General features: G+C 69.3%; 19 protein-coding genes. 8 read left to right on the top strand and 11 right to left on the bottom strand.

Going from position 1 to position 19,430, the window contains the following annotated elements; all coding sequences use genetic code 11:
• On the bottom strand, positions 1 to 891 hold the full coding sequence (locus tag EL288_RS19005; protein ID WP_003808771.1) for a LysR family transcriptional regulator: 891 nt from the start codon (positions 889 to 891) through the stop codon (positions 1 to 3).
• 124 nt (positions 892 to 1,015) lie between these two features.
• On the opposite strand from EL288_RS19005, the gene EL288_RS19000 reads away from it, so the two are divergent.
• The 5 genes from EL288_RS19000 to EL288_RS18980 are packed head-to-tail and all read left to right on the top strand — an operon-like array spanning position 1,016 to position 6,884.
• Positions 1,016 to 1,999: an ABC transporter substrate-binding protein gene (locus tag EL288_RS19000; protein WP_003808773.1), complete on the top strand. Its 984-nt coding sequence runs from the start codon at positions 1,016 to 1,018 to the stop codon at positions 1,997 to 1,999.
• A 27-nt stretch (positions 2,000 to 2,026) separates the two neighbouring features.
• Entirely contained in the window at positions 2,027 to 3,091 is a 1,065-nt protein-coding gene (locus EL288_RS18995) for an ABC transporter ATP-binding protein (protein WP_003808774.1), read from the top strand.
• Positions 3,088 to 4,746, top strand: a complete 1,659-nt coding sequence (locus EL288_RS18990) for an ABC transporter permease (protein ID WP_003808776.1) — start codon at positions 3,088 to 3,090, stop codon at positions 4,744 to 4,746. The genes EL288_RS18995 and EL288_RS18990 overlap by 4 nt, the downstream gene beginning before the upstream one ends.
• On the top strand, positions 4,743 to 5,969 hold the full coding sequence (locus EL288_RS18985) for a pyridoxal phosphate-dependent aminotransferase (protein WP_003808777.1): 1,227 nt from the start codon (positions 4,743 to 4,745) through the stop codon (positions 5,967 to 5,969). The genes EL288_RS18990 and EL288_RS18985 overlap by 4 nt, the downstream gene beginning before the upstream one ends.
• A 42-nt stretch (positions 5,970 to 6,011) precedes the next feature.
• Entirely contained in the window at positions 6,012 to 6,884 is an 873-nt protein-coding gene (locus EL288_RS18980; protein WP_003808778.1) for a phosphonopyruvate hydrolase, read from the top strand.
• A 15-nt stretch (positions 6,885 to 6,899) separates the two neighbouring features.
• Here the strand turns inward: EL288_RS18980 and EL288_RS18975 are convergent, their stop codons facing one another.
• Genes EL288_RS18975 through EL288_RS18945 form a run of 7 tightly spaced genes read right to left on the bottom strand, consistent with a single transcriptional unit; the run spans position 6,900 to position 13,257 of the window.
• Entirely contained in the window at positions 6,900 to 7,871 is a 972-nt protein-coding gene (locus EL288_RS18975) for a Bug family tripartite tricarboxylate transporter substrate binding protein (RefSeq protein ID WP_003808780.1), read from the bottom strand.
• A gap of 46 nt (positions 7,872 to 7,917) precedes the next feature.
• A complete protein-coding gene (locus EL288_RS18970; RefSeq protein WP_003808782.1) occupies positions 7,918 to 8,838 on the bottom strand; it encodes an SMP-30/gluconolactonase/LRE family protein in 921 nt (306 codons plus the stop codon).
• A gap of 40 nt (positions 8,839 to 8,878) precedes the next feature.
• Entirely contained in the window at positions 8,879 to 9,724 is an 846-nt protein-coding gene (locus EL288_RS18965; RefSeq protein WP_010926031.1) for an HpcH/HpaI aldolase family protein, read from the bottom strand.
• A complete protein-coding gene (locus EL288_RS18960) occupies positions 9,721 to 10,722 on the bottom strand; it encodes a 2-hydroxyacid dehydrogenase (RefSeq protein ID WP_003808786.1) in 1,002 nt (333 codons plus the stop codon). Before EL288_RS18960 ends, EL288_RS18965 begins: the two co-directional genes overlap by 4 nt.
• Complete coding sequence (locus EL288_RS18955) at positions 10,719 to 11,030, bottom strand: AtuA-related protein (protein WP_033448261.1); 312 nt, start codon at positions 11,028 to 11,030, stop codon at positions 10,719 to 10,721. Before EL288_RS18955 ends, EL288_RS18960 begins: the two co-directional genes overlap by 4 nt.
• A complete protein-coding gene (locus EL288_RS18950) occupies positions 11,030 to 12,391 on the bottom strand; it encodes an acyclic terpene utilization AtuA family protein (RefSeq protein WP_033452074.1) in 1,362 nt (453 codons plus the stop codon). The genes EL288_RS18955 and EL288_RS18950 overlap by 1 nt, the downstream gene beginning before the upstream one ends.
• The gene (locus tag EL288_RS18945) at positions 12,388 to 13,257 is read right to left on the bottom strand and encodes a TauD/TfdA dioxygenase family protein (protein ID WP_003808787.1); all 870 of its coding nucleotides are present in this window, start codon (positions 13,255 to 13,257) and stop codon (positions 12,388 to 12,390) included. The genes EL288_RS18950 and EL288_RS18945 overlap by 4 nt, the downstream gene beginning before the upstream one ends.
• 121 nt (positions 13,258 to 13,378) lie before the next feature.
• On the opposite strand from EL288_RS18945, the gene EL288_RS18940 reads away from it, so the two are divergent.
• Positions 13,379 to 14,347, top strand: a complete 969-nt coding sequence (locus EL288_RS18940; RefSeq protein WP_033459297.1) for a LysR family transcriptional regulator — start codon at positions 13,379 to 13,381, stop codon at positions 14,345 to 14,347.
• A 145-nt stretch (positions 14,348 to 14,492) separates the two neighbouring features.
• On the top strand, positions 14,493 to 15,788 hold the full coding sequence (locus tag EL288_RS18935) for an O-acetylhomoserine aminocarboxypropyltransferase/cysteine synthase family protein (protein ID WP_003808794.1): 1,296 nt from the start codon (positions 14,493 to 14,495) through the stop codon (positions 15,786 to 15,788).
• A 47-nt stretch (positions 15,789 to 15,835) separates the two neighbouring features.
• On the opposite strand, the gene EL288_RS18930 is transcribed toward EL288_RS18935, so the two are convergent.
• The 3 genes from EL288_RS18930 to EL288_RS18920 form a co-directional block, all read right to left on the bottom strand.
• Complete coding sequence (locus EL288_RS18930) at positions 15,836 to 16,360, bottom strand: carboxymuconolactone decarboxylase family protein (RefSeq protein WP_003808796.1); 525 nt, start codon at positions 16,358 to 16,360, stop codon at positions 15,836 to 15,838.
• 100 nt (positions 16,361 to 16,460) lie between these two features.
• On the bottom strand, positions 16,461 to 17,255 hold the full coding sequence (locus EL288_RS18925) for a DUF899 domain-containing protein (RefSeq protein WP_003808798.1): 795 nt from the start codon (positions 17,253 to 17,255) through the stop codon (positions 16,461 to 16,463).
• Between the two features lie 125 nt (positions 17,256 to 17,380).
• Complete coding sequence (locus EL288_RS18920; RefSeq protein WP_003808801.1) at positions 17,381 to 18,040, bottom strand: GntR family transcriptional regulator; 660 nt, start codon at positions 18,038 to 18,040, stop codon at positions 17,381 to 17,383.
• A 195-nt stretch (positions 18,041 to 18,235) separates the two neighbouring features.
• Here EL288_RS18920 and EL288_RS18915 point away from each other — a divergent pair, with 195 nt between their 5' ends.
• Positions 18,236 to 19,423 (top strand): CaiB/BaiF CoA transferase family protein, encoded by a 1,188-nt coding sequence (locus EL288_RS18915; protein ID WP_003808803.1) that lies wholly within the window; start codon positions 18,236 to 18,238, stop codon positions 19,421 to 19,423.
• Positions 19,424 to 19,430 lie beyond the last annotated feature (7 nt).

The following is a 19,430-nucleotide window of genomic DNA, read 5'->3' as shown; positions in this document are numbered from 1 at the left end:
CTAGGCCGGCGCCTTGCCGCGGTTGCGCAGCGTGTTCTTCAGCCAGCGGCAGAACTGGCGGGCCTGCTGCACGTGCGGACTGTGGGCGTTGACGTAGGCCACGTAGCTGGCGCCGGAGGCAATCGGCGGATCGGCCGAGGGCACCAGCGTGCCGGCGCCCAGGTGGTCCAGCACCAGCAGCTGCGGCGCGACCAGGAAGCCGGTGCCGCCGATCGCCGAGGTCACGGCCAGGAACAGATGGTCATACGTGGCGACCACATTGATGGCGTCCGGCGCGATGTCGTGCACCAACGCCCAGGTCGCGATGAGGTCCGGGCGCGAGCGCGCCGCCACCATGGGCCAGTGCCGGGCCGATTGCTCGCGGTGCGCGTCGGCCACGGCCGGCGCGCCCACGCAGATCAGTTCCTCGCGCGCCAGCTCCCAGCTTTCGGTGCCCGGCAGGCTGAGGTCGCGCGAGATCAGCACGTCGAATTCGTCCTGCGGCTGCGGCGGCGCCAGCGACGTGATCAGGTCCACCTGCACCCCGTGCGCGGCCGAATACGTGCCCAGGTGCGGCACCACCAGCGTCATGGCGAAGCTGGGCATCGAGGTGCGCACCTTGAGGCGGTCGTGCCGATGGCCGCGCTGCACCAGCAACTGCATGGTCAGTTCGATGGTGGACATGGCGTCCTTGACCGCTTCGTACAGCTGCAGGCCGGCCGGCGTGAGCGCCACCGTCGAGCCCCGGCGGTCGAATAGCCGGCAGTCCGCATATGTCTCCAGCGTCGCGACGTGGTGGCTGACCGCGCCCTGGGTGATGCCCAGGGTGCCGGCGGCCTGCGTGAAACTTTCGTGGCGCGCCACGGCCACGAAGGCGCGCAGCGAGACCAAAGGCGGATTGGCAGTTTTCATTATTAGGAATACTGATCGACGCATCAGGCGCACGCATGGCCGGCAGCGCGGACATCTTGCCGCCGCGCGCGCGGTCGTCAATCATAGGCGAACGTATTCCAACAGCCAACAAGGGGAAAAAAACATGCCACTCGCACTGTTTCGGATATTCGTATTCCTGATGGTCCTGCCCGCCTGCGCGCGCGTCGCGCTGGCCGCGGAGGTCGTGCTCTATTCGTCCAACAACGTGGAAACGGTCAACGGCGTCATCGATGGCTTCGCCAAGGCGCATCCCGACATCAAGGTGTCGGTCGTGCGCGCGGGCACGGGCGCCTTGATGCAGCGCATCAAGGCCGAGGCGGCCAATCCGCTGGGCGACATTTTCTGGTCCGGCGGCCTGTCGACGATCAGCGAGTTTCGCGACATGTTCGCGCCCTACCAGTCGCCCGAGGCGGCCGCGGTCGCGCCCGCCTTCCGGGAAGCCAGCGGGCTCTGGCTGGGCACCAACACCCATGTCACCGTGCTGATGGCCAACCTGCGCCAGGCGCCGGGCGGCAAGGCCCCGCAGGCCTGGGCCGACCTGGCCGATCCGGCCTGGAAAGGCAAGATCGTCATCCCCGACCCGGAGCGCAGCAGCTCCTCGTTCGTGGCGCTTTATGGCCTGCGCGAACTGCTGGGCAAGGAGATGCTGGCCAAGGTGGCGCGCAACGCGGTGATCGTCGGCACGACGTCGGCCGCCTACGAAGGCGTGGCCAAGGGCGAATTCGCGGTGGCGGTCACCATGGAGTACGCCGGCTACGAGTACGTGGCGGGCGGCCTGAAGGAGATCCGCCTGGTCTATCCGCGCGAAGGCACCTTTCTCTCGCCGGAGGGCATGGCCCTGATCAAGGGCGGGAAGAACCCCGAGGCGGCGCGCAAACTATATGAGTACCTGGCATCCGCGCCGACCCAGACCGAGGTGTTCAAGAGCGCCTATCGGCGGCCCTTGCGCGGGGACATCGACGTGAGCAAGTACGCCGACATCCCTGCCATGGCCGATATCAAGATCGTCGAACTGGACAGCGCCCGGATGGGCAGCGATCGGGCCGCCTTCATCGCCGAATGGCGCCAGCTCGCCAACGCTCGCTGAGCGCGGCGCTTCGACCAGGGCTGCGCGATGCAAGTATCCTTTCAAGCCATCCATCAACGCTACGGCGAACAGACGCTGTTCGAGAACCTGGACCTGACCTTGCCCAGCGGCAAGTTCTTCACGCTGCTGGGCCCGTCGGGCTGCGGCAAGACGACGCTGCTGCGCATGCTGGCCGGGTTCATACGCCCCAACGACGGACGCATCCTGTTCGGCGATACCGACGTGACCCGTATCCCGGTCCACCGGCGCGACGTGGGCATGGTGTTCCAGGACTATGCGCTGTTTCCCGACCGGTCGGTGCTGACCAACGTCTGCTACGGGCTGGCCGCGCGCAACGTGCCCGCGCCGCAGGCGCGCGAACGCGCCATGGCGATGCTCGAGCGCGTCGGCCTGGCGGCGTTCGCGCAGCGCTCGCCCGCCCAGTTGTCCGGGGGGCAGCGCCAGCGTGTCGCGATGGCGCGCGCGCTGGTGATCGAACCGCGGCTGCTGTTGCTCGACGAGCCGCTTTCGGCCCTGGACGTGAAGCTGCGCGCCGAACTGCGCGGCCTGATCCGCGGGCTGCAGGTCGAGGCGGGCATCACGACGGTGTTCGTCACGCATGACCAGGAGGAGGCGCTGGCCATGTCCGATTTCATCGCGGTGATGGACCGGGGCCGCGTCATGCAGGTGGGCGAGCCGCGCGAGATATACACCCGGCCCGGCAGCAGCTTCGTGGCGGACTTCGTCGGCAGCGCCAACCTGATCCCCATCGAGCGCGAGCTCGCCTCCGCGCCCGGGGAGCCCCGCCGCCTGGCGACCGGCGCGGGCGTGGTGCGCACGCGCAGCCCGATCGCCTGGCGCGCCGGCGCGCTGCTGGCGGTGCGGCGCGAAGACCTGACGCTGGCCGAGGCGGCCTGCGCCGAGGAGGGGCATTTCCCTGGCGTGGTCGAGCATGTCGAGTTCCGCGGCAGTGTCACCGGCTACGCGGTGCGCACCGCCGCCGGCCTGCTGAGGGTCGAGGCCCGCGTGCGCCCGCATGAGCCGTCCTACGCGCGCGGCCAGGCCGTCAGCGTCGGGATTCCGCTGCATTCCCATATCGTGGACGCATCATGATGCTGGGTACCTTGCGCAGAGATCCCGCCTGGCTGACGGTCGCGGTGCTGGCCGTCGGCCTGCTGGGCGTATTCCTGGTCTGGCCGCTGGTTTCGATGCTGGCCAAGTCGTTCGTCGCCGCCGACGGCAGCGTGGGGCTGGCCGGCTACATCCGCTTCTTCTCCGAGCCCGCCTATCGCGAGGTGTTCGTCAACACCCTGATCCTGGGGGTGGCGGTCACCGCGACCTCGATGCTGGTGGGCGGCAGCCTGGCCGTGGTGGTGGCGCGCTGCAGCTTTCCGCTGGCCGGCCTGGTCGCCGCCTTGCCGCTGGTGACGCTGGTCATCCCCGACGTGGTCGTGGCCGCGTCGTGGGTGCTGATCCTGGGCAGGCAGGGCCTGCTCAACGGCTGGCTCGAGCCGCTGGGCATCCAGCTGCCGGCGCTCTACTCATGGTGGGGGCTGGTCTATGTGATGACGCTCAACAACTACGTCTACGCCTTCGTGGCCGTGCTGGTGGGCATGAAATCCATGGACCGCAACCTCGAGGAAGCCGCGCTCAGCCTGGGGCGGCCCGAGTGGCAGGTGCTGCGCGGCGTGACCTTTCCGCTGCTGCTGCCGTCCGTCTTCGCGGGCGCGCTGATGGTGTTCACGCACGTGATAGGCAGCTTCGGGGTGCCCGCCATCCTGGGAGCGCGCACGCCCGTGCTCGCGGTCAAGGCCTACAACGAGTTCGTCAGCGAGATGGGCGGCAACCCGCAGATGCAGACGACCATGGCTTCGCTGCTGGTGTTCCTGGGCGCCGGCATGCTGCTGATCCAGAAGCTGGTGGTCGAGCGCCGGCAGTTCCAGATGGAGGCCGGGCGCAGCCCGGTGGCGCGGCCGGTGCGGGGCTGGCGCGCCATGCTGGCGACCGGATCGGTGTTCATCGTGGTGGCCTTGTCGCTGTTGCCGGCCGTCGTGGTCGTGGTGACCGCCTTCACGCCGTCCATCGGCCCGGTGCTGCGCTACGGCGGCTTCACGCTCGATCACTTGCGCCATGCGCTGGTGCGCGCGCCCGAGCCGCTCTACAACTCGCTGTTCCTGGCTTCCGTCGCCACCGTCGCCGGCGTGCTGTTCTCGGTGGTGTCGGCCTACCTGATCGTCAAGCGGCGGGCCGCGCTCACGCATGCGCTGGATCTCCTGGTGATGCTGCCCCTGACGATCGCGGGAACCGTGCTGGGCATCGCCATGATCAATTCCTTCAACACGGGGTGGCTGGTGCTCACCGGCACCTGGGTCATCATGGCGCTGGCGTATTTCCTGCGGCGGGTGCCCACCAGCGTGCGCGCCGCCGTCGGCCCGCTGCACAACCTGCGCGATTCGATCGAAGAGGCGTCCATGAGCCTGGGCGTGGGGCCGATACGCAGTTTCTTCAAGGTCGTGCTGCCGGTCATCATGCCGGCCGTGGTCGCGGCGGCGGTCCTCATGTGGGTCACCACGCTGTCCGAGCTGTCGGCCACCGTGGTGCTGTATTTCGGCGGAATGAACACCATGCCCATCGAGATCTTCCAGCAGGTCGACAGCGGCCGGCTGGCGCTGGCGTGCGCCTACAGCCTGGTCCTGCTGGTGACCATTTTCGTGCCGCTGGCCATCGCGCGCGGGATATTCAAACTGAAGGTAGGAACCATCGAATGAGCTCAAATGAACAGACCCGGCGCGGCTTTCTCGCCGATCGCGTGCTGGGCGCCAAGCCCTCGGCCACCAAGGAGATGACGCGGCTGGCCAACCAGCTGCGGCAGGAGGGGCGCGACGTCATCGCGCTGAGCCAGGGCGAGCCGGACTTCCCCACGCCCGAGCATGTGCGCGAGGCCGCCAAGGCGGCGATCGACCAGGGCGAGTCGCGCTACACGGAGGTGGCCGGCACGCTGGCGTTGCGCGAGGCGGTCGCGCGCAAGTTCGAGCGCGACAACGGCCTGGCGTATTCGCCCGAGCAGATCCAGGTCGGGTGCGGCGCCAAGCAGATTCTCTACAACGCGCTGCAGGCGACCATCAACCCTGGCGACGAAGTGGTGGTGCCCACGCCGGCCTGGGTGTCCTATCCGGAGATGGTCCTGCTGGCGGGCGGGCAGCCGGTCATCGTGCGCTGCGGCGCCTCCAGCGGTTTCAAGCTCAGCCCCCGGCAGCTGGAGGAGTCCATCACCCCGCGCACCAAGTGGCTGATGCTGAACTCGCCCTCCAATCCCAGCGGGGCGGTGTATTCGGCCAAGGAGCTGGCCGCCCTGGCCGAGGTGCTGGCGCGCCATCCGCAGGTCTGGGTCATGGCGGACGACATCTACGAGAAGATCCGCTACGACGACACGCCGTTTGCCACGCCCGCGGCGATCGCGCCGGAGCTGGCCGCCCGCACCCTGACGATCAACGGCGTGTCCAAGGCCTATGCCATGACCGGATGGCGGGTGGGGTTCGGCGCCGGGCCGGCGGCGCTGATCAAGGCCATGAACCTGGTGCAGTCGCAGTCCACCTCGCACACCAGTTCGATCAGCCAGGCGGCGTCGATCGCGGCGCTCGACGGCCCCATGGACTTCCTGCCGGCCTTCGTCGCCGCCTTCCGCCGCCGGCGCGACAGCGTGGTGGCGCGGCTCAACGCCATCGAGGGCCTGGCCTGCGACCTGCCGCCGGGCGCGTTCTACGCCTTCCCGGGCTGCCAGGCCCTGCTGGGCCGGCGCGATCCCTCGGGCACGCTGGTTTCCACGGACCTGGATTTCGCGCTCTATCTGTTGCGCGAGGCCGGCGTGGCCATCGTGCCGGGCTCGGCGTTCGGCCTGTCCGGGCACTTTCGCGTTTCGTACGCGGCGTCGGACGAGCAACTGGCGCAGGCCATGGCGCGCATCGCGGCGGCCTGCGCCCGGCTGTCCTGAGCGCCGCGGCTGTTCTTTCATCATGACCGACGGAGTTTCGCAGTGACCAAGAATCGATCCCTACGCGCCGCGCTCGAAAGCGGCCAGCTCTTCACGGCCATGGCCGCGCACAATCCCCTGGCGGCCAGGCTGGCCGAGGAGGCCGGATTCGGCGGCATCTGGGGCAGCGGCTTCGAGCTGTCGGCCAGCTACGCCGTGCCGGACGCCAACATTCTTTCCATGGGCACGCACCTGGAAATGATGCGCGCCATCGCCGCGACCGTGTCCATCCCGCTGATCGCCGACATCGATACCGGCTTCGGCAATGCGGTCAACGTGCATTACGTGGTGCCGCAGTACGAGGCCGCGGGCGCTTCGGCCATCGTCATGGAGGACAAGACCTTTCCCAAGGACACCAGCCTGCGCGCCGAGGGCCGCCAGGAACTGGTGCGCATCGAGGAGTTCCAGGGCAAGGTCGCCGCCGCCGCGGCCGCGCGCAAGGACCCCGACTTCGTCGTGATCGCGCGGGTCGAGGCGCTGATCGCGGGCCAGGGCCAGGACGAGGCGATCCGGCGCGGCCTGGCCTACGAGGAAGCCGGCGCGGACGCCATTCTCATCCATTCCAAGCAGAAGACGCCCGACGAGATCCTGGCCTTCGTCGCCGCGTGGCCCGGCCGCAAGCCCCTGGTGCTGGTGCCCACCGCGTACCCGCAGCTGGGCGAGCGGGATATCGCCGCGCTGGGCAAGGTGGGCGTGGTCATCTACGGCAACCACGCCATCCGTGCCGCCGTGGGCGCCATGCGCGAGGTCTTCGCGCAGATCCGGCGCGACCAGGGCATCGGCCAGGCCGATCGCGGCCTGCCCACGGTCAAGGAGATCATCGCCCTGCAGGGCGATGCGCGCATGCGCGAGATCGAGGCCCGCTACCTGAAGTAGGCCGCCCGCGCGCCGTTACTTGGCCGTGATCTTCGCGTCGCGGATGATGCGCGCGAAGTTGTCGACGTCCTGGCGGAAGAACTTCTCGAAGCTGGCCTGGTCGCGGTACTCGACGCGCGCGCCGGTGCTTTCGAGCGACTTGACCAGTTCCGGGTCGGCCATGATGCGGCCCACCGCGTCCGACAGCTTCCTGACCACGGGCGCGGGGGTTCCGGCCGGCGCGAACAGGGCGATCCATGAGCTCATGACGAAGTCCGGATGGCCAAGCTCGACCAGGGTGGGCAGGTCGGGGAAGGGCGCCAGGCGCTTGGATCCGGTGACGAACAGGGCGCGCACCTGGCCCGCCTTGACGGCCTGGGCCACCGAAGGCATGGCCACCAGCGAGGCCGGAACCGAGCCGCCCATCGTGTCGGCGAACGCCATGGAATCGCCCCGGTAGGGGATGACCTGCATGTCGATGCCCAGCTCCCGCTTCAGGCGCTCGCCGGCGATGTGGGTGATCGAGCCATGGCCCGACACGCCATAGCTGTAGTGGCCGTTCTCGCTCTTGACCAGCTTGACGAACTCGTCGGCGTTGTGGGCGGGCGAGCGGTTGTTGACGATCATCACCAGGTCGTTGGCGATGGCCTGGGCGACCGGGATGAAGTCGGTCAGGGGATCGTAGGGCAGGGTCTGGAAGTTCTGCGGGATCGCCATGGCCCCCGAGGTCGCCACCATCAGGGTGTAGCCGTCGGCCGGCTGGGCCTTGAGAGCCTGCGCCGCCAATACGCCGGCCGCGCCCTGGCGGTTCTCGACGATGAACGGCTGGCCCAGCTGCTTCTGCAGCCCTTCGGCGATGAGACGGGCATGCAGGTCGGCGGCGCCGCCGGGGGCGTAGCCGACCAGCACCCGCACCGGCTTGGCCGGGTAGTCCGCCTGGGCATGGGCCGCGGTGGCGGCACAGGCGCCCAGCGCCATGGCCAGCAAGGTCCTGAGAACGCGTTTCATGGGTAGTCTCCTGGTTTTATCGGAATTATTGTGGGTCGCGCCGCGGTCAGATCTCGAACAGGCGCAGGCCGGGGCTGGCCCAGTCGATCTCGACCAGGCGGCCGGCGTACGACTGGGTCACATAGGCCTTGCGCATGCCTTCGCCGCCGAAGCACAGGTTGGTGATGTGGGTGTCGCCCGCGACCGGGACGAAGCTGGCCGAGCCATCCGGCCGCACCGTGGTGATGCCGCCGCGGTCCAGCGTGCCGATCGCGACCGCGCCATCGGCCTGCACCGCCAGCGAGTCGAAACGCTGGTAGACCGGACTGGCGTACGCCAGCCGGCTGCCATGCGGCGAGGCCGGCGAGGCGGCGGCGGGCGCGGCGAGCCGGCCCGGGCCGGCCAGGTCCCAGGCCCACAGGCGCGCGGTCTCGGTTTCGGCCACGTACAGGGTCCGGCCGTCGGGCGACAGGCCGATGCCGTTGGGCTTGTGGATGGGGAAGACCTTCTCCTCGATGTGCGAGCCGTCGATGGTGGCGTAGCAGATGCTGCCGCGGTCCCAGTCGCGATGGCGCGTCTTGCCCGGGTCGGTGAACCAGATGCCGCCGGCGGCGTCGATCACCAGGTCGTTGGGGCCGCGGATGTTGCGCCCGTCTATCCTGTCGTACAGGACTTCGACCTTGCCGGTTTCGATATCGACGCGTTCGATGCGCCCGGTGCGGTAGTCCTCGGGCGTGCCGCTGGTGACCCAGCGGCCATCCTCGCGTTGCCGGAAAGCGAAGCCGCCGTTGTTGGCGACGTAGCAATACCCGTCGGGCCCCATCGCCGCCCCATTGGGGCCGCCGCCCAGTTCGGCCACGATGTGCTTGCGGCCGTCCGGAAAAATGCGCGTCAGGGTCTTGCGCCGGATCTCCACCACCAGCAGGCTGCCATCGCCCACCCACACCGGACCTTCCGGAAACCACAGATCTTCAGCCACTACTCGCATGCCAGCTCCTTGTGTTGTCTTATTGTGTCGCCGATCGCCGTCAAGCGGCCGGGCGGCCGCCGTCGTCCGCCGGCAGGCGCAGCGCGCGCAGCATGCGCGCGCGCCGCGTCGCCTCGGTCATCATGAACGCCCATTCGTTGCCGCCGGTCAGGAAGCGTACGCCCAGCGCCAGCATGGATTCCATGACCTCGGGGTTGTTGCCCAGCCCGCCGCAGCCCGCCACCAGGCCGTGGCGCCGGCAGGCCCGCGCGACCCGCGCCACGCATTCGGCGATGCGCGGATGGTCGAACTGGCCGGGAATGCCCAGCGCGTCGCACAGGTCCGAGGTGCCCACGTGCAGGATGTCCACGCCCGGCACCGCGGCGATCGCGTCGGCCTGTTCGATGGCCTGCGGGGATTCCAGCATGACGATGACGGTGGTGGCGTCGTCGAGCAGCTTGCGCGCGGTGGCGGCGGGGTACTTGCGGTAGCCCAGCTGCGGCCAGCTGCTGGAGACCGAGCGCTCGCCGGCGGGCGCGAAACGCGCCGCGCGCGCCACCTGGCGCGCCTGCTCGGCCGACTCGACGTGCGGCGCAACGATGCCCTGGGCGCCGGCGTCCAGGATGCGGTTGATGGCGTGCGCGTCGTGGGTCGGCACGCGCACCAGCGGCGTGACGCCCATGCGCTGCGCCATCAGGCAGATCTGCGCGGCGGCCGACTCGGGAATCACCGAGTGCTCCAGGTCGATGTTGATGGCGTCGTAGCCGGCGGAGTGCGCGGCGATGGCGATATCGACGCTTTGCACCTGCTTGACGATCATGGACAGGCCCAGGCCGCCGCCGCGCAGGCGCGCCATCAGCGGGTTGTCCAGCGCCGCCGGCGCGTCGGGCGTGGGGACGGTACTCATGGTTTCCTCCGGTCTTCCGAGACGATCAGGTCCTGCGCGGGCAGGGGCTGGCCGGCGACGAACCTTTCCAGGTTGCCCAGCACGTGGGCCGCCACCGGCGCGACGTTGTCGAACACGCCGCCGCCGGCATGCGGCGTGACGACCACCTGGTCGAGCGCCAGCAGCGGGTTGGCCGGGTCGGGCGGTTCCGGGTCGAAGGCGTCCAGGCCGGCGCCCAGCAGGTGGCCGCGCTGCAGCGCCTCGGCCAGCGCCGCTTCGTCGACCAGTTCGCCGCGCGCCGTGTTGATGAGGACCGCGCCTTTCTTCATGTGCTGCAGCGCGGCGGCGTCGATCAGGCGCCGGGTGCTGGCGGTGCAGGGCAGGTGCAGGCTGACGATGTCGCTGGCGGCCAGCAGCTCGGGCAGTTCGACCCGGCGCGCGCCCAGCGCCCGCTCCACCTCGGCGGGGGCGGCCTGCTGGTCGCAGTACAGGATGGCGTCGGGCTCGAAGCCGGACAGGCGGCGGGCCAGCTTGCGGCCGATGTTGCCGAATCCCACCAGTCCGATGGTCTTGCGGTGTATCTGGAAGCAGGATTCGCGCATTTCCGCCTTGGGCCACTGCCCGGCGCGCATCTCGCGGTTGACGTAGCAAAGCCGCCGATACACCCCGAGGATCAGCGCCACCGCCAGTTCGGCGACCGGGCCGGCGTTCGAGCCCGCGGTGATGGCCAGCGGAATGCCCAGCCGCCGCGCCGCGTCGACGTCGATGCGGTCCACGCCTATGCCCCATTTGTGCACCGCGCGCACGCGCGTGGCGGCCTCCAGCATGCCGGCGGTCAGCCGCGCCCAGCCGGGGACCAGGAAGTCCGCCTCGCGGCACAGCGCCAGCTGGTGCCGGTCGTCGTAATTGGCCGCGAACCGCACCTCGAAGGGCGGCCGGAACACCGACAGGATCACGCGCTGCACCGCCGGGGCCAGCACGTCCATGAATGCGACGGTATAGGTGGTCGGCTGGCTCATGGCGTCCCCGGCAGTTCGATGGTCATCATCAGCGACGACAGCGACTTGCCGTGCGCGTCCTGCGCCAGCGAACGGGTCACGCCGCCGCCCAGCGCGCCGTGGATGACGAAGTTGAGCGCCTGCAGGCGGGGCAGCTCGTAGCGGATCACGGGGCCGGAGGCCACGTGGGCGAAGGCCCGCGCGACGACGGCCTCGGTCAGCTGCTCGCGCAGGATCCGCCAGCCGGCCTCGTCGAAGGCGATGACGGAGATATTGGACGTATTGCCTTTGTCGCCGGCCCGTCCATGGGCCAGGTCATTGACGCGCATCATGTGCGGAACTCCCGGATGGTGACTTGGGGATCGACCTGGCCGCGCGGGATGAGGACCGACTGGACGGCCAGTACCTCCCGGACCACCGGGTCCGAGCCGCCGGCGCCGCCGGCCGGGCCGTTGACGTGCAGCGCGCGGGTCTCGAAGCCGACCGCCTCGGCCGCCTTGCGGTCGGTCGTGCGGGCGGCGATGCGCAGCCGCACTTCGTACGGGTCGGCGTCCAGGGCGCGCCGGGCGTGCAGGCTGTCGATGCCGATGAGGTCGACCCGCATCTCGCCGTAGCGATGGCCGGCGTCGTCCAGGCGCTGGCGCACGGCGGCCGCGGCCATTTCGGCGCGCGCCACGGCGTCGATGCCGGCATAGGAAATCTGCCCTTCGCCGATATACCCGTCGGTATAGCCGACGGTCACCTTGTAGGTGTCGGTGCGCGGGCGCGCCCGGGCGCCCGCGATGCGCACGCGGTTCTCGCCCTCCTGGCGCATTTCCAGCCCGGTGATGTCGAGCACGCAGTCCGGCGTGATGTAGGCCGCCGGGTCGTGCACTTCGTAGATGAGCTGCTCCTTGCAGGTGGCCAGGTCCACGCGGCCGCCGCTGTCCTGCAGCTTGCTGACGACGAACGACCCGTCGGGCTGCATGTCGACATACGGGAAGCCCAGGCGTCCCAGGTCGGGCACCGCCTTGCGGCCCGGCGCGGCGAAGCATCCGCCGCTGACCTGCGCGCAGCATTCGAGCAGGTGGCCGGCCGCCGTGCCCGCCGCCAGGCGCGTCCAATCGGTGTACGACCAGCCATAGTGATGCATGGCGGCGGCCAGATACAGGGACGGGTCGGCCACCCGTCCGGTCACCACCAGCTGGGCGCCGGTCGCCAGCGCCCGCACGATCACGTCGGCGCCCAGGTAGGCGTTGGCGCTGACCATGCGCGGCAGCAATTCCTCCAGCGGCGCGCCGGACTCCAGCAGCGGCAGGCCGGGCTGGCCGCGCAACTGCTCGGTCACGTCGTCGCCCAGCACGGCGGCCGAATGCAGCGGGCCGACCGGCTGGGCGCGCGCGAACTCGTGCACCAGTTCGACCGCCGCGATGGGATTGGCCGCGCCCATGTTGGTGATGATTTTCACGCCCTTGCGCAGCGCCACCGGCAACACCTGGCTCATCCGGTCCATCAGCCTGGGCGTGTAGCCCAGGCTGGGATTCTTCAGCCGCGACTGGTTTTCCCGCGCCACGGTGCGCTCGGCCAGGCACTCGAACGCCAGGTAGTCCAGTTCGCCGCGCTCGGCCAGCTCCACCGCCGGCGCGATCCGGTCGTCGGCGAAGCTGGCGCCCGCGCCGATGCGCAAGGGGCGTTCGCGGGCGGCGCTCATTGCAGCCCCTCGAGCGCGTCGCCCTTGAGCATCAGGCGATAGAGGAAGCGCAGCTCCCGCGGATCGAAGTCGGCGTTGGCCTGGTGCATGACGCTGCGGTTGTCCCACAGCACGAAATCGCCCTTGCGCCATTGGTGGCGGTACTCGTAGCGCGGCTGGGTGGCGTGTTCGTACAGCATGTTGATCAGCGCGAAACCTTCGTCCTCGGGCAGTCCGTCGACGCCTTCCATGCGGCCGGTGTTCAGGTACAGCGCGGGGCGGCCGCTGACCGGGTGCACGATCACCAGCGGCTGGCTGGACGAGGCGGCCTCGGCGCGCTGCTGCGGCGTCAGCGCGGCCATCTTGCGCGGACTGCGGCTGCTTTCGTAGACATGGTCGGAGCGCAGCGACGCGATGCGCGCCTTGGTCTGTTCGGGCAGGTCGTCGTAGGCGGCGCGCACGTCGACGAACTGCGTGTCGCCGCCGTGCGAGGGCAGCTCGATGGCATGCAACATCGTGCCCATCGGCGGCTCGCGGAAGTTCGAGTGGTCGGTGTGGTAGTTCTCGCCGCGCACGTGCAGCTTGCCGTCGCGGATCGGCAGGTCGCGGCTGGAGATGGTGCCGACCAGCGGGTAGTCGGGCAGCGAGAACTTGCCCAGCTGCTGGGGCAGTATCTCGCCGAAGACGCCCGCCGCCCGCAGGAAGCCGGGCGGGTCCAGCCGCTGGTCGCGCACCACCAGCACCGCATGTTCGCTCCACAGCGCGCGCAGCGTCCGGGCCACTTGCGCCGGGAGTTCGGCGCCGAGATCGACGCCGCGCACTTCGATGCCCAGCCCGTGCTGGGTAAGGGGGCGCGTCTGCAGGCGCGCCGGGTTCGGGGTGTTCATTCGTCCGTCCTCGTTTGGCTAGGGTTCGAACGAATTCTGGGCTTGCAGGGTATTTGTGGCTAATGAATATTTTTGGGTACTCTATCACTCAAACTGATGGGATGAACGGGGAGCGCCAGCCATGAACCTGCGGCACATCGAAGTCTTCTACGCGATCATGCAGGCGGGGTCCGTGACCGGCGCCGCGCACCTGCTCAACGTGACGCAGCCGGCGGTCAGCAACGTGCTGCGCCATGCCGAGCAGCAGCTGGGCCTGAAACTGTTCGAGCGCATCGCCGGCAGGCTGCAGCCCACACCCGAGGCCTATGACCTGTTTCCCGACGTGCAGGAAATCTTCGGCCGTATCGGCACGCTCAACCGTCTGGTCGAGGAAATGCGGGGCGGGCGCGCCGGGCGGCTGGCCATCGCGGCCTCGCCCACGCTGGTCAACGTGTACCTGGCCCGCGCGATCGCGCGGCTCAAGGCCCATGGCGGCGGCACGCAGGTCACCATCCAGTCGCTGCCCACCGTCATCGCCATCGAGCGGGTCGAGCGGCGCGAGGTCGACGTCGGGCTGGTCTACGGGCCGGTGACGGATCCGGGCGTGATCGTGGAGGACCTGGCGGGCTCGGACGTGGTCTGCGCCCTGCACCGCGCAGCCCCCCTGGCCCGGCGCAAGACGCTGGGACCGGATGACCTGGCGTCGGTGGCGGTAGTGTCCACCGGCCGCACCACCCGCATCGGCGTGGCGGTCAAGCAGGCGTGCGAAGCGCAGGGCCTTTTCGTGCCCGAGGTATCGGTGGAGGTGAACTCATCGCTGGCGGCCTGCCTGATGGCGGCCGAGCACGTCGGCGTCGGCCTGGTGGACCTGGCCGCGGTGAACCAGTATGCCTTGCCGGACGTGGTGTTCCGGCCGTTCCGGCCCCGGGTGGAGCTGCGCCTGTGCCTGATCTACCCCAAGGATCGCCCGCGCTCGCGCGCCACCCTGCGCTTTACCGCGGCGCTGCGCGAGCTGTTCGGGCAGGGCGCGCCCGAGCAGCCGCAGGCGGCCGGACGCGGCGCCCGCGCGGCCCGCGCGCCGCGTGCCGGCCAGGGCGGGCCAGGCCGCTGAAAACCGGGCGGTTGCCGGCATTGTGGGGTATGGTTACGTGCGCCCGCCACCGGGCGCCCGGACACAAGACAAGGGGCTGCTTTCCGCGCGGAAGGCGGTCCGGACACGAACCCGATACACACACCATCGATCCCGAGGAGCAAGAATGAGCGAACCGAAGCAACCCAGCTGGCGGCTGGAGACCATCGCCGTACATGGGGGCTACCGGCCCGACCCGACCACGCGCGCGGTGGCGGTGCCGATCTACCAGACCGTGGCCTATGCGTTCGACGACACCCAGCATGGCGCGGACCTGTTCGACCTGAAGGTGCCGGGCAATATCTACACCCGCATCATGAACCCCACCACCGACGTGCTGGAGCAGCGCGTGGCGGCGCTGGAAGGCGGCGTGGCCGCGCTGGCGCTGGCCTCCGGCCAGGCGGCGGTGACCTATGCGATCCTGACCATCGCCGAGGCGGGCGACAACATCGTGTCGTCCAGCACGCTGTATGGCGGCACGTACAACCTGTTCGCCCACACGCTGCCGCAGTACGGCATCACGACCCGCTTCGCCGATCCGCGCAACCTGGCTTCGTTCGAGGCGCTGATCGACGAGCGCACCAAGGCCATTTTCGCCGAGTCGGTGGGCAACCCGCTGGGCAACGTCACCGACATCGCCGCGCTGGCCGAGATCGCGCACCGCCATGGCGTGCCGCTGATCGTCGACAACACGGTGCCGTCGCCCTACCTGCTGCGCCCCATCGAGCACGGCGCCGACATCGTGGTGCAGTCGCTCACCAAGTACCTGGGCGGGCACGGCACCAGCCTGGGCGGGGCCATCATCGATTCGGGCAAGTTTCCCTGGGCCGAGCACAAGGCGCGCTTCAAGCGCCTGAACGAGCCCGACGTGAGCTACCACGGCGTGGTCTACACCGAGGCGTTCGGCGCGGCGGCCTATATCGGCCGCGCCCGCGTGGTGCCGCTGCGCAATACCGGCGCGGCCATTTCGCCGTTCAACGCCTTCCAGATCCTGCAGGGCATCGAGACGCTGGCGCTGCGCGTGGACCGCATCGTCGAGAACTCGGTCAAGGTGGCCGGGTTCCTGCGCGACCATCCCAAGGTCGAATGGGTCAACTATGCCGGCCTGCCCGACCATGCCGACCATGCGCTGGTGCGCAAGTACATGGGCGGCAAGGCCCCCGGCCTGTTCACTTTCGGCGTGAAGGGCGGCCGCGAGGCCGGCGCGCGCTTCCAGGACGCCTTGCAGCTGTTCACCCGCCTGGTGAACATCGGCGACGCCAAGTCGCTGGCCACGCACCCGGCTTCCACCACGCACCGCCAGCTCAACCCCGAAGAGCTCGAAAAGGCCGGCGTGCGCGAGGAAACGGTGCGCCTGTCGATCGGGATCGAGCATATCGACGACCTGATCGCCGACCTGGAACAGGCGCTGGCGCAAGTCTGAGGGCGGTGCCGCGCGCGGCCGGCGCGTGCGCGCCGGCCGCGCGGGCCTCAGCGCGGATCGTCGCTGTGGATGCCGAACGCTTCGAGAAAGCGCGAAACCATGTTGTACGCGGCGACGGTGGCCACCAGCTCGACGAGCTCCTGGTGGCTGAAGTCCTCGCCCAGTTGCGCCATCAGCGGCTTGTCGACGTGCACCTGGCGGGTCATCTGCTCGGTCAGGGCGAGCACGCGCCGTTCCTTGTCGCTGAACCGGCTCGAGGCCTCCCAATCGGCCAGGTCGTCGATCTGCGCCTGGCTGACGCCTTCCTTGAGCGCGATGGGGATGTGCTGGTCGGCCTCGTATGGGGCGCCGTTGATCTGCGCGACGCGCACGATCACCAGTTCGCGCAGCGCGCCGCTCAGGCTGGCCTTCTGGCGCACCGCCGTGAGGTAGTTGAGCCAGCCCTCGGCGATGGGCGGACTGTGCAGCAGCATCTGGTACAGGTGCAGGACGCTGCCGCGTTCCGCGACGATGCGCTCGACCAGCGGGCGCGCCTGCTCGCTGCCGAGATCGGCGTACGGGATTCTAGCCAAGGCTTGCTCCTCCTCGTGGCGGGTTGCCGCATGGCGGCATTCCCGTTCGGGTACGGGTTATTCATGGGGTGCATGAATCATACCGTGGGCGCGCCGGCGCTCAGGGACGCGCCTTGCCGTCCTGCCGCAATGCCTCATCGCTGGCCTGCGACACCCTGACCCATTCACGGTCGGGCGGCGCGCCGGCCACATAGCTGTCGTGCCAGTTCCACCACTTGTAGGGCGGCGTCTGCGGATATCCGGCCGGCGAGTCTTCCCAGTCTTCCTGGCGGCCCAGCGGGGTGATGTCGAGGTAGTTCCAGGTGCCGCCCATCTGTTCGTCGCCGCGGTTGTTGACGAAATAGGTGCGGAACAGCCGTGCGCCTTCGCGGATGAACACATTGGTGCCGTGCCATTCGTGCACGCCGAAGTCGGCGTCGAAGCCGTCGGTGATGGTGTACCAGGGCATGTCCCAGCCCATGCGCGCCTTCAGCCGGGCGATGTCGGCCTGCGGCGCGCGCGAGGCGAACGCCAGGGTCGTGTCGCGCGCGTTGAGGTGGGCCAGGTGGGCGACCTGGTCGGCCACCATGGAGCAGCCGCGGCATGCATGGTCGGGCCAGCCGTAGACGCCCGGCTCGTAGAAGGCGCGGTACACGATGAGCTGGCGCCGCCCCTCGAACAGGTCGAGCAGGCTGGCCGGCCCCTGGGGACCTTCGAAGGCGTAGCTTTCCCGCACCGCCATCCAGGGCATGCGCCGGCGCTCGGCGGCCAGGGCGTCGCGGGCGCGGGTGTGGGCTTTCTCCCTGGCGAGCAGGCGCTCGCGCGCCGCTTCCCATTCCTGGGCGGACACCACCGGCGGCGTGTCCATGGCGGGCGGGGAGGGTGGGGAGGTGGAAGTTCCGGCTGGACGGGTCATGATGCGTCTCCTGGTTCGGGCCAGGCCGCGCGCCGCATGCGCGCGGCCCCGAAACAGTGTGGCACCGCCGGCCGCCGCCAGGGAGTAACAAATGTGGCGCCCTGGCGCCTGCCCGCCGCGCGGCCTCAGCTGAGCAGCGAGCGCGGCATGTTGACGATCATGTCGGCCACCCCGCGCGTGCCGTGCCCCGGGCTCATGTGTTCGAACATGGCCTTGGCCGCCTGGGCGGGCTGGTTGGCGAGCACCGCGTCGAGCACCAGCTGGTGGTGTCCGTAGGAGGTCGGGATGCGTCCGACCGCGCCGAAGGCGTGCCGCCGATAGGCGCCGGTCTGGGTGCGCATGCGCAGGATTTCCTGGCGCAGGTAGGGATTGCGCGAGCCCTTGTACAGCGCTTCGTGGAAGGCCAGGTTCATTTCCTGCCAGCCCACTTCGTCGTTGGTTTCGACGATGGGGGCGGCTTCCTCGTGCAGCTGCCTGAGCACGGCGCGCTCCTCGTCGGTCATGCGCTCGCAGGCGTAGCGGGCGCACAGGCTTTCCAGCTCGGCCAGCAGCTCCCACATGGACAGCAATTGCTGCACGTCCATCTTGGCCACCACCATGCCGCCGCGCGGCAGGCTGGTCAGCAGCCCCTGGGCCTGCAGCTGCAGCAGCGCCTCGCGCACCGGCGTGCGCGACACATTGTGCTGCGCGGCCAGCTTGCCGTCGTCAACCGGGTCGCCCGGCAACAGCGTGCCGTCCTGGAGTTGCCGTTCGATGTCGATCCGAATTCTGTCGCTGACCTTCATTTTTCTCCCGCATCAGTAGAAACCCCGATATTTTTTGGATGCGTGCATATAGATTAGCATGCTATAAAATATATCGAAGATGCAGTAAAAAATATTTATAAGGCTTTGGGAAATTCTCATCCAGGTGGAAGATCGCCGCGCGCCAGCGGCGGTCCGCGCCTGTTCCCAAGGCGTCACATTAAGGATTCCCTGACCATGTCCGGCTCCAAGCCTCTGTCCCAGATTCGCGTTCTCGATCTTTCCCGCGTTCGCGCCGGCCCCGCATGCGTGCGCATGCTGGCCGATTTCGGCGCGGACGTGATCCGCATCGAGCCGCCCCGGGGGGTCGATCCCAACGAGGCCATGTTCGCGGCCGACCGCATGAGCGGGGATTTCCAGAACCTGAACCGCAACAAGCGCTCGCTCACGCTGAACCTGAAATACCCTCAGGGCCGCGAGATTCTCTACAAGCTGGTCGAGACCGCCGACGTGGTGGTCGAGAACTGGCGCCCCGACGTCAAGGCGCGCCTGGGGCTGGACTACGAGACGCTGCGCGGCATCAACCCGCGCATCATCCTGGCCAGCATTTCGGGCTACGGCCAGTCCGGCCCGTATGCGCGGCGCCCGGGCTTCGACCAGATCATCCAGGGCCTGAGCGGGCTGATGTCCATCACCGGCGAGCCGGGCGGCAAGCCCATGCGCGCGGGCCTGGCGGTGGCGGACGTGGGCGCCGGCATGTACGCGGCCATGGGCATCCTGATGGCGGTCATCGAGCGCCAGCGTTCCGGCCAGGGGCAATGGGTGCAGGCGTCCCTGCTGCACAGCCTGATCGCCATGCTGGATTTCCAGGTGGCCCGCTACCTGAACGAGGGCGATGTGCCGGTCGCGGTGGGCAACGACCACCCGACCAGCTCGCCCATGGGCCTGTACCAGGCCAGCGACGGTCCGTTCAACCTGGGCTCGTCGGGCGAGGGCACCTGGCAGCGCCTGTGCCGCATCCTGGGCCGCGAGGACCTGGTCGAGGTGCCCGAATACGGCAGCGAGAAGCTGCGCGTGCGCAACCGTGCCATGCTCAACGACGTGCTGGCGCCGATCTTCGCGCGCCACGACGTGCAGCATTGGGTCCGGGTGCTGAACGAAGGGGGCGTGCCGGCCGGTCCGGTCTACACGATTCCGCAGGTCATCGCCGACGAACAGGTGCGGCACCTGAACGTGGCGGTCACGGTGCCGACCAGCGTCGATCAGGACGTGACGGTCATCACCCAGCCGGTGGTGCTGTCGCGCACGCCGGCCGAGGTGACGGCCGGCGCGCCGCAATGGGGCGAGCACAGCGAAGCCATCCTGGCCGAGCTGGGCTACCAGCCGGCCGACCTCGAGCGCCTGCGCGCGCAAGGGGTGTTCTGACCGGCCG

The sequence above is a fragment of the Bordetella bronchiseptica genome (assembly GCF_900636925.1).
Classification (GTDB): domain Bacteria; phylum Pseudomonadota; class Gammaproteobacteria; order Burkholderiales; family Burkholderiaceae_B; genus Bordetella; species Bordetella pertussis.
The sequence above is the reverse complement of the archived record's forward strand: the minus strand, read 5'-3'. Positions and strand labels throughout refer to the sequence as shown.